Source organism: Streptomyces sp. NBC_00631 (assembly GCF_045206895.1).
Taxonomy (GTDB): Bacteria; Actinomycetota; Actinomycetes; order Streptomycetales; family Streptomycetaceae; genus Streptomyces.
Genome location: NZ_CP107734.1, coordinates 2903134 through 2913698, shown reverse-complemented (window position 1 = coordinate 2913698; position 10565 = coordinate 2903134). Strand labels below are relative to the sequence as shown.

The 10565-nt window shown below is 68.9% G+C and carries 8 protein-coding genes; all 8 read left to right on the top strand.

The features are described 5' to 3' along the window. The first annotated feature begins 114 nt into the window (after window positions 1-114). Entirely contained in the window at window positions 115-3069 is a 2955-nt protein-coding gene (locus tag OHB00_RS13365) for a M14 family zinc carboxypeptidase (protein WP_406434537.1), read from the top strand. Between the two features lie 274 nt (window positions 3070-3343). Further along, complete coding sequence (gap, locus tag OHB00_RS13360) at window positions 3344-4354, top strand: type I glyceraldehyde-3-phosphate dehydrogenase (protein ID WP_406434535.1); 1011 nt, start codon at window positions 3344-3346, stop codon at window positions 4352-4354. A gap of 151 nt (window positions 4355-4505) precedes the next feature. After that, complete coding sequence (locus tag OHB00_RS13355; protein WP_406434533.1) at window positions 4506-5717, top strand: phosphoglycerate kinase; 1212 nt, start codon at window positions 4506-4508, stop codon at window positions 5715-5717. Window positions 5718-5722: 5 nt separating this feature from the next. After that, window positions 5723-6514 (top strand): triose-phosphate isomerase, encoded by a 792-nt coding sequence (gene tpiA / locus OHB00_RS13350; RefSeq protein ID WP_406434531.1) that lies wholly within the window; start codon window positions 5723-5725, stop codon window positions 6512-6514. Window positions 6515-6639: 125 nt separating this feature from the next. After that, window positions 6640-6876: a preprotein translocase subunit SecG gene (gene secG, locus OHB00_RS13345; protein ID WP_406434529.1), complete on the top strand. Its 237-nt coding sequence runs from the start codon at window positions 6640-6642 to the stop codon at window positions 6874-6876. 210 nt (window positions 6877-7086) lie between these two features. Next, window positions 7087-7422 carry an RNA polymerase-binding protein RbpA gene (locus OHB00_RS13340; protein ID WP_003976875.1) on the top strand — a complete coding sequence of 112 codons (336 nt, stop codon included), beginning with the start codon at window positions 7087-7089 and terminating at the stop codon, window positions 7420-7422. Between the two features lie 196 nt (window positions 7423-7618). Further along, on the top strand, window positions 7619-8812 hold the full coding sequence (locus OHB00_RS13335) for an MFS transporter (RefSeq protein WP_406445759.1): 1194 nt from the start codon (window positions 7619-7621) through the stop codon (window positions 8810-8812). A gap of 71 nt (window positions 8813-8883) precedes the next feature. Further along, entirely contained in the window at window positions 8884-10536 is a 1653-nt protein-coding gene (gene pgi / locus OHB00_RS13330; protein WP_406434527.1) for a glucose-6-phosphate isomerase, read from the top strand. Window positions 10537-10565: the final 29 nt, after the last annotated feature.

The window sequence follows — 10565 nt, the reverse complement described above, 5'->3', positions numbered from 1 at the left end:
TGCGTCCCTTTTAAGCCACCATGAACTGGCCATGAGGCGCCCTTGACTGGATCATGAAGTGTCATGAGCCTGGCATGAGTTCGCCGCCGTGGCGGACCACTGCTAGGGGGGTACATGAGACACAGGGCGAGATCGATCCTCGCTGTCGGCGCGCTCCTGATCGGCGGAGCCGCACTCGCACCCATCGCCCAGGCGCAGACCGGCGGTTCGGCGAAACCCGACCCCGACCAGGTCAAGGTCTACCGCGCCGACGTCACCAAGAAGCAGATTCCCCTCCTGCTCAAAGCCGGGCAGGACGGCCATGAACTCGGCGACCAGATCACCGGATCCGGCAAGACGGAAGTCGAGCTGTACCTCACCGACCAGCAGGCGAACACGCTGGAGAAGCAGGGCGTCGACCTCACCGAGCACACGCTGTCGGCGAGGGCCGAGGCGCGGGTCGAGGGCGCCTCCCAGGGCGTGTTCCGCCCGTACGGCGGCACCGGCGGCCTCGAACAGGAGATCCTCGCGACCGCCCAGGCCAACCCGGGTCTCACCAAGGTCGAGTCCATCGGCAGGACGGTCGACGGCCAGAACATCCTCGCGCTCAAACTGACCAAGGGTGCGAAGAAGGCCAAGGACGGCTCCAGGCCCTCCGTGCTGTACGTGTCCAACCAGCACGCCCGCGAGTGGATCACGCCGGAGATGACCCGCCGGCTGATGCACTACTACCTGGACAACTACAGCACCGACAAGCGCATCAAGAAGATCGTCGACTCGACCGAGCTGTGGTTCGTGCTCTCGGCCAACCCGGACGGCTACGACTACACCTTCCAGAACTCCGACACCCGCCTGTGGCGCAAGAATCTGCGGGACGTCAACGGCGACGGTGTCATCAGCACGGGTGACGGCGTCGACCTCAACCGCAACTTCGGCTACAAGTGGGGCTACGACGACGAGGGTTCGTCGCCCAATCCCACCAGTGAGACCTACCGCGGCGCGAGCCCCGAGTCCGAGCCCGAGACCAGGGCGCTGGACGACTTCGAGAAGCGGATCGGGTTCACGTACGGCATCAACTACCACTCCGCCGCCGAACTCCTCCTCTACGGCGTCGGCTGGCAGGTGGCCACCCCGACCCCGGACGACGTCCTCTACAAGGCGCTCGCCGGCACCCCGGACAACCCGGCGATCCCCGGCTACCACTCGCAGGTCTCCTCGGAGCTGTACACCACCAACGGCGAGGCGGACGGTCACGCGTCCAACGTCAATGGCATGGCGATGTTCACCCCCGAGATGTCGACCTGCCAGACGGCCTCGGACATCGACCCGAACGACGCCTGGAACGCCGCCGACTGCCAGTCGGTCTTCAACTTCCCGGACGACGAGAAACTGATCCAGGACGAGTTCGAGAAGAACATCCCGTTCGCGCTCTCCGTCGCCGAGACCGCCGCCCATCCCGACCGGCCGAGCTCCTCGGTCGGCCTGAGCGCCGCCGACTTCACCCCGGCGACGTTCTCCACGTCGTACTCGCGCGGCGCCGACCAGGAGGTCTCCGTCGTCGTCCGCAAGGCGGTCCGCGGCAAGGAGCTCAAGTACCGCGTCAACGGCGGCCGCACGCGGGACAGGGCGCTCAAGCCCTGGAAGGGCGGCGAGACCTACGGCGGCGCGGACAACCTCTACTTCGACGAGTACCGGGCCAAGGTGAGGGACGGCGACCCGGGCGACAAGGTCGAGGTGTGGTTCACCGGTGAGACGAAGAGCGGCAAGAAGGTCTCCAGCACGCACTTCACGTACACCGTCGCCGAGCGGCCCAAGGCGGACACCCTGGTGGTCGCCGAGGAGGGCGCCAAGGCCACCCAGGCGCAGACCTACGTCGACGCGCTGAAGGCGGCCGGTCACAAGGCGGCCGTCTGGGACGTCGCCACTCAGGGCACGCCCGACGCGCTCGGCGTGCTGAAGCATTTCAAGACCGTCGTCCACTACTCCGGCACCGCAGGCCCCGGCAACGACACCCAGCTCCAGCTGCGCGCCTACCTCAACGAGGGCGGCAAGCTGATCGAGGCCGGCGAGCTGGCCGGCGGCAGCGTGAACCTCGCCGACGGCACCCCGTCGAACGACTTCAGCCAGTACTACCTGGGCGCGTACTCCCGCACGTCGACGCCCGGAGCCACCGGCTTCAGCGGTTCCGGCGCGCTGGACGGCTTCAGCGGGGCCCTCGGCGGCACCGCCACCAACCCGCTCGACAGGGCGGGGACCTACGCCGTCACCTCCGACGAGCTCTCGCCCGCCACGTACCCGCAGTTCGCCGGCGCGGGCGCCGGGCAGTTCGCCGGGACCGTCAACCCGTACGGGCCGTACTCCGGGTCGTACATGGCGGCCGCCGTCCACACCGACGACGCCTACAAGCGCCTCACCCGCACCATCGACCTCACCGGTGTCACCGCGGCCCAGCAGCCGGCCCTCAGCGCCAAGCTGCTGTGGGACACCGAACCGGGCTACGACCACGCCGTCGTCGAGGCACACGTCGTGGGCGGCGACGACTGGACGACCCTGCCGGAGAGGAACGGCGCCACCAGCAGTGCCGTACCGAGCGAGTGCGGGGCCGGGTTCCTGATCGCCGAGCACCCGTGGCTCAAGCACTACCTGACCATCGCGGACAACCAGTGCACCGCCGGCGGCACCAGCGGCTCCTGGAACAGCTTCACCGGCAGCTCGGCGGGCTGGCAGTCCGTGGACTTCGACCTGAGCGCCTACGCCGGCAAGTCCGTCGAGATCTCCATCGGCTACATCACCGACCCGGGCACCGGCGGGCATGGCGTCCTCGTCGACGACGCCTCGCTGGTGGTCGGCGGCACGGCCACCGAGACCGAGGGCTTCGAGACCTCCCTCGGTCCCTGGAGCGTCACCGGGCCGCCCGCGGGCAGCCCGGCCGTCCTCAAGGACTGGACGCGCACCGGAGCTCTCTTCAAGACGTACGGAGCGATCACCACCGACCGCACCGTGCTGCTCGGTTTCGGTCTGGAGCAGGTCACGTCCGCGGCCGATCGTGCCGCTCTGGTGAAGAAGGCGTTGACATCACTCGACAACTGACCCCGACGGCACTCGACAAGTGAGCCGACCCGCTCACGAACGAGTGAAAGCACGGTAAGAACGGGTCGGCATTCCGGGGCAAAACGGTGCGATATGCCCCCCGATCCGAGGCGGTCCGTACCCCTACTGGCGGGTACGGACCGCCTCGCCGTGTATGGGGCATCTGGATGTCACCACGGGAGCCTCAGGGAGGTAGGGTCGTGGGTGGTCGGGGACATCCCAAATACAGCTCGCCGGCACCGCATGGCCGGCGTACCAACGAGGAGATCGGTTCGTGACGATCCGCGTAGGCATCAACGGCTTCGGTCGTATCGGTCGCAACTACTTCCGCGCGCTGCTGGAGCAGGGCGCTGACATCGAGATCGTGGCTGTCAACGACCTGGGTGACACCGCGACCACCGCGCACCTGCTGAAGTACGACACGATCCTCGGCCGCCTCAAGGCCGAGGTGTCGCACACCGCCGACACGATCACCGTCGACGGTCACACCATCAAGGTGCTGTCCGAGCGCAACCCCGCCGACATCCCCTGGGGTGAGCTGGGCGTCGACATCGTCATCGAGTCGACCGGCATCTTCACGAAGAAGGCCGACGCCGAGAAGCACATCGCCGGCGGCGCCAAGAAGGTCCTCATCTCGGCTCCGGCCAAGGACGAGGACATCACCATCGTGATGGGCGTCAACCAGGACAAGTACGACCCGGCCAGCCACCACGTCATCTCCAACGCCTCCTGCACCACCAACTGTGTGGCGCCGATGGCGAAGGTGCTCGACGAGAACTTCGGCATCGTCAAGGGCCTGATGACGACGGTGCACGCGTACACCAACGACCAGCGCATCCTGGACTTCCCGCACAAGGACCTGCGTCGCGCGCGTGCCGCCGCCGAGAACATCATCCCGACCACCACGGGTGCCGCGAAGGCCACCGCGCTGGTCCTGCCGCAGCTCAAGGGCAAGCTGGACGGCATCGCCATGCGCGTCCCGGTCCCGACCGGCTCCGCCACCGACCTGGTCGTGACGCTGCAGCGCGAGGTCACCAAGGACGAGGTCAACGCCGCGTTCAAGAAGGCCTCCGAGGACGGTGACCTGAAGGGCTACCTGGCGTACACCGAGGACGAGATCGTCTCCTCGGACATCGTCAGCGACCCGGCCTCCTGCACCTTCGACTCCTCCCTGACCATGGTCCAGGAGGGCAACACGGTGAAGGTCCTCGGCTGGTACGACAACGAGTGGGGCTACTCCAACCGCCTCGTCGACCTCACGGTCTTCGTCGGCGAACAGCTCTGATCGGCCGAACAGGCACCTCGATGCGGTAGCAGGGCTCGGGCAGCGCAAGGTCGCGCCGCCCGGGCCCTGACGCACGTAAGGATCGACCCGACGACATACGGTTCGATCAGTCCTCGTACGATCAAGAGCCCTCCTGTAGGAGTCCCCAACCATGAAGACGATCGACGAACTCCTCGCCGAAGGGGTCGACGGCAAGCGGGTCTTCGTCCGCGCCGACCTCAACGTGCCGATGGCCGACGGTCTCATCACCGACGACGGCCGCATCCGTGCCGTCCTCCCCACCGTCAAGGCCCTCGCCGACGCGGGCGCCAAGGTGGTCGTCGCCTCCCACCTGGGCCGCCCCAAGGGTGCCCCGGACCCGAAGTTCTCCCTGCTCCAGGCCGCCGAGCGGCTCGGTGAACTGCTCGGCGCCCCGGTCGCGTTCGCCCAGGACACCGTCGGCCCCGCCGCCCACGACGCGGTGAACGGCCTGCAGCCCGGCCAGGTCGCGGTCATCGAGAACCTGCGCTTCAACGCCGGTGAGACGTCCAAGGACGACACCGAGCGCGGCGAGTTCGCCGATCAGCTCGCCGCCCTCGCCGACGTCTACGTCGGTGACGGCTTCGGAGCGGTGCACCGGGGGCACGCCTCCGTCTACGACCTCCCGGCCCGGCTGCCGCACTACGCCGGCTACCTGATCGCCACCGAGGTCGGCGTCCTGAAGAAGCTCACCGAGGACGTCCAGCGGCTCTACGTCGTCGTGCTCGGCGGCGCCAAGGTCTCCGACAAGCTCGCCGTGATCGACCAGCTGCTCGGCAAGGCCGACCGCATCCTCATCGGCGGCGGCATGGTGTACACCTTCCTCAAGGCCAAGGGCTACGAGGTCGGCAGCTCCCTCCTCCAGGAGGACCAGCTCGCCACGGTCGCCGAGTACGTCGAGCGCGCCGAGAAGACCGGCGTCGAGCTCGTGCTGCCCGTCGACACCCTGGTCGCCCCCGAGTTCCCGGACCTGTCGGCCAAGACCCCCGGCAACCCCGCCACGGTCCCCGCCGACGCCATGCCGGCCGGCCAGATGGGGCTGGACATCGGCCCGGAGACCGCCAAGCTGTACGCCGCGAAGCTCGCCGACGCCGCCACCGTCTTCTGGAACGGCCCCATGGGCGTCTTCGAGCACCCCGACTACGCCGCGGGCACGCGGGCGGTCGCCCAGGCCCTCGTCGAGTCCAAGGGCTTCACCGTCGTCGGCGGCGGTGACTCCGCCGCCGCCGTGCGCATCCTCGGCTTCGACGAGAGCGCGTTCGGACACATCTCGACCGGTGGCGGCGCCTCCCTCGAATACCTTGAGGGCAAGACGCTCCCCGGCCTCGCCGCACTGGAGGACTGACCCACATGGCTGCAACTGTTTCTTCCGGGCGCACGCCGATCATGGCGGGCAACTGGAAGATGAACCTCAACCACCTTGAGGCCATCGCGCACGTCCAGAAGCTCGCCTTCGCCCTGGCCGACAAGGACTACGAGGCCGTCGAGGTCGCCGTCCTGCCGCCCTTCACCGACCTGCGCTCCGTGCAGACCCTGGTCGACGGCGACAAGCTCAAGATCAAGTACGGCGCCCAGGACCTCTCGGCGCACGACTCCGGCGCCTACACCGGCGAGATCTCCGGCCCCATGCTGGCCAAGCTGAAGTGCACGTACGTGGTCATCGGCCACTCCGAGCGCCGCCAGTACCACGCCGAGACCGACGACATCGTGAACGCCAAGGTCAAGGCCGCATACAAGCACGGTCTGACCCCGATCCTGTGTGTCGGCGAGGAACTGGACGTCCGCGAGGCGGGCAACCACGTCACCCACACCCTCGCCCAGCTCGAGGGCGGTCTCAAGGACCTCCCCGCCGAGCAGGCCGAGTCGGTCGTGATCGCCTACGAGCCCGTGTGGGCCATCGGCACCGGCAAGGTCTGCGGCGCCGCGGACGCGCAGGAGGTCTGCGCCGCGATCCGCGCCAAGCTCGCCGAGCTGTACAGCCAGGAGCTGGCCGACCAGGTGCGCATCCAGTACGGCGGCTCCGTCAAGGCCGGCAACGTCGCCGAGATCATGGCGCAGGCCGACATCGACGGTGCCCTGGTCGGCGGTGCCTCGCTGGACGCGGACGAATTCGTCAAGATCGTGCGCTTCCGCGATCAGTGATCGGGCCGAGCGAGTAGGCCCAGGGGACGATCCGTCGTACCCTTGCGGGGACAAGGTGGCTTGCCGCTTTGTCCCCGTCGTTCATCCGAAGTCGTTCATCCGAATCCGAGAGAGTTGGTCCAGCCGTGGTTTTGGGGTTCTCGATCGCCCTGATCGTCTTCAGCCTGCTGCTGATGCTGCTGGTGCTGATGCACAAGGGCAAGGGCGGCGGCCTCTCCGACATGTTCGGTGGCGGTATGCAGTCCTCCGTCGGCGGCTCCTCGGTCGCCGAACGGAACCTGGACCGGATCACCCTGGTGATCGGTCTGCTGTGGCTCGCGTGCATCATCGTCCTCGGCCTCGTGATGAAGACGAACAGCTGACCCGCGACTCGCACACACGCACAATCCGTACGTGAGGCCCCATGTTCGGTACGCGCACCTGAGCGCGGCCTATCATGGGGCTTGCGTCTAGGTGCGGGGGCGGTAACTCCCACCACTGGACGCGCGTTGGGCCTTACGTAGACTGAGGCGCTCGCAACGAAGCGACACGCCGACTCGCTTCGCGGCACCATCACGCAGGGAGTTACGACCGTGGCAAGTGGCAACGCGATCCGAGGTAGCCGGGTCGGGGCGGGGCCGATGGGCGAGGCCGAGCGCGGCGAGTCCGCGCCGCGTCTGCGCATCTCCTTCTGGTGCTCCAACGGGCACGAGACGCAGCCCAGCTTCGCCAGCGACGCGCAGGTGCCCGAGACCTGGGACTGCCCGCGCTGCGGCTTCCCGGCCGGTCAGGACCGGGACAACCCGCCGGACCCGCCGCGCACCGAGCCGTACAAGACGCACCTCGCGTACGTACGGGAGCGGCGCAGCGACGCGGACGGCGAGGCGATCCTCGCCGAGGCGCTCGCCAAACTGCGGGGCGAGATCTAGGAGTTGAGGCCGGCCGGGTGCCCGAGGGTGCCTGGCCGGAGCTGTCTTCGCGGCGGGGTCCGGGCCCGTGTCCGGCCCATTGTCAGTCGTGCCCTCTACGGTTTGCGTATCGGCGAATCGTGAGGGGGCGGCGGTGACGGTGAGCGAAGGAGCGCCCGCGTGGCGCGGGGGATTCGGGCGGCTGTGGACGGCCGCCGTGGTCTCCCGGTTCGGGGACGCGTTACGGACGTCCGCGCTGCCTCTGCTGGCCGCGCGCCTGACCGACGCCCCGCTGGCCATCGCCTCGGTGACCGCCTGCGGCTATGTGCCGTGGCTGCTGTTCGGGCTGCTCGGCGGTGCCGTCGCGGACCGGGTGGACCAGCGGCGCGCGATGTGGGCCGTGGACACGGTACGAGGGCTGCTCGTCGCCGCCTTCGCGCTCACCGTGGCCCTCGGTCACGCCTCGATCCCGCTGCTCCTCCTGCTCGCCTTCGCGCTCACCACCCTGCAGACACTCTTCGACAACGCCTCCACCGCCCTGCTGCCCTCCCTGGTGGACCGGCACGCCCTGGGCGCAGCCAACGCCCGGCTGATGACCGGCCAGCAGATCGCCGGCGGCCTGCTGGGGGCCCCGCTCGTGCCGCTGCTCCTGGCGGCCGGCGCGTTCATGCCCTTCGCGGCCGACGCGAGCACCTACCTGGCGGCCGCCGCTCTGGTCGCCTCCCTGCGGACACGGCCCCCGGAGCGAGCGCCACGCCCGGCCGGCAGCACCCTGCGCACCGAGATCGGCGAGGGCCTGCGCACCCTGTGGCGGGACCGCGCCCTGCGGGCCGTCTGCGTCGCCACCCTGCTCTGCAACATCGGCATGGGCGCCCTGATCGCGACCCTGGTGCTGCACGTCACGCGCTGGCTGCACGCGGGCACCGCGGGATACGCGGCGGCCATGACCGCGTACTCGGCCGGCAGCGTCACCGGCGGCTTCCTCGCCCAGCGCGTCGCCCGCCGCACCGGGCAGGTGCGGGCCCTGCTGGCCGCCGGGACGGTCCAGACGTCGGCCCTGCTGCTCATGGGCACCGTCCGGTACCTCGGCGCTCTCGTCGCCGGCATGCTGCTGCTCGGCGCGATGAACATGGTGTGGAACGTCAACCAGGTCACGCTGATGCAGCAACGCGCGCCCGAGTCGATGACCGGCCGGATCGCCGCCGCCTTCCGCACCTCCTCCACATCGGGCGCGCCGCTCGGCGCGCTCCTCGGCGGAGCCGTCGCGGGAGCCTACGGCCTGAACGGCCCCGCGCTGCTGGCCGCCGCCCTCTTCGGCCTCGCCGTCACCTCGTTGATACCGGCGCGCAAGCCGGACGTACCTGTTGTTGCGCCGCGGGAGAGCGCGACGGCAGGCCGTGCCCCGAGCTGATCAACTAGGTTGGAACGGCAGCGGCACAGGCACGCAACAGGACAGGTGCAAGGAAGAAGGCTGAAGTCGGAATGAACGCAGACGGCCGTACCAGGCTCAACCAGACGCCCGAGTGGACCGCGCTCGCCAAGCACCGGGAGGAGCTCGCCGACACCCGTCTGCGGGACCTGTTCGACGCCGACCAGGGACGCGGCACGGGCTACACCCTCCAGGTCGGCGATCTCCACATCGACTACTCGAAGCACCTGGTCAACGACGAGACGCTGCGGCTGCTGCGGGAGCTGGCCGCCGCCACCGACGTCTTCGGGCTGCGGGACGCCATGTTCCGCGGCGAGAAGATCAACGTCACCGAGAACCGCGCGGTGCTGCACACGGCCCTGCGCGCCCCGCGCGACGCGGTGATCGAGGTCGACGGTGAGAACGTGGTGCCGCAGGTGCACGCAGTCGTGGACAGGATGAGCGACTTTGCCGACCGCGTCCGCTCCGGCGCCTGGACCGGCCACACCGGCAAACGCATCAGGAACGTCGTCAACATCGGCATCGGCGGCTCCGACCTCGGCCCGGCGATGGCCTACGAGGTGCTGCGCAGCTTCACCGACCGCGACCTCACGGTCCGCTTCGTCTCCAACGTCGACGGAGCCGACCTGCACGAGGCCACCCGCGACCTGGACGCGGCCGAGACGCTGTTCGTCATCGCCTCCAAGACGTTCACCACGATCGAGACGATCACCAACGCCACCTCCGCCCGCAACTGGCTCCTCACCGAGCTGAAGGCCGGTCAGGAAGCCGTCGCCAAACACTTCGTGGCCCTCTCCACGAACTCCGAGAAGGTGGCGGAGTTCGGCATCGACACAGCCAACATGTTCGAGTTCTGGGACTGGGTCGGCGGCCGCTACTCCTACGACTCGGCGATCGGCCTCTCCCTGATGATCGCGATCGGCCCGGACCGGTTCCGCGAGATGCTCGACGGCTTCCACCTGGTCGACGAGCACTTCCGCACCGCCCCCGCCGAGTCCAACGCGCCGTTGCTCCTGGGCCTGCTGGGTGTCTGGTACGGCAACTTCCACGACGCACAGTCGCACGCGGTGCTGCCGTACTCGCACTACCTCTCCAAGTTCACCGCCTACCTCCAGCAGCTGGACATGGAGTCCAACGGCAAGTCGGTGGACCGGGACGGCCGTCCGGTGCGGTGGCAGACCGGCCCCGTCGTGTGGGGCACGCCCGGCACCAACGGGCAGCACGCGTACTACCAGCTGATCCACCAGGGCACCAAGCTGATCCCGGCCGACTTCATCGGCTTCGCCGAGCCCGTCGCCGAGCTGAGCGGTGAACTCAAGGCACAGCACGACCTGCTGATGGCGAACTTCTTCGCCCAGACCCAGGCGCTGGCCTTCGGCAAGACCGCCGACGAGGTCCGCGCGGAGGGCGTCCCCGAGGAGCAGGTGGCGCACCGCACCTTCCAGGGCAACCACCCCACGACGACCATCCTCGCGAAGGAACTCACCCCGTCGGTCCTGGGCCAGCTGGTGGCGCTGTACGAACACAAGGTCTTCGTGCAGGGCGCCGTCTGGAACATCGACTCCTTCGACCAGTGGGGCGTGGAACTCGGCAAGGTCCTCGCCAAGCGCCTGGAACCGGCCCTGACGGAGGGCACGGAGGTACCGGGCCTGGACGCGTCGACACAGGCACTCGTGGCCAAGTACCGGGAGCTGCGCGGGCGTTAGGCCCGGTCATGAGAGAACCCGTACGGCCG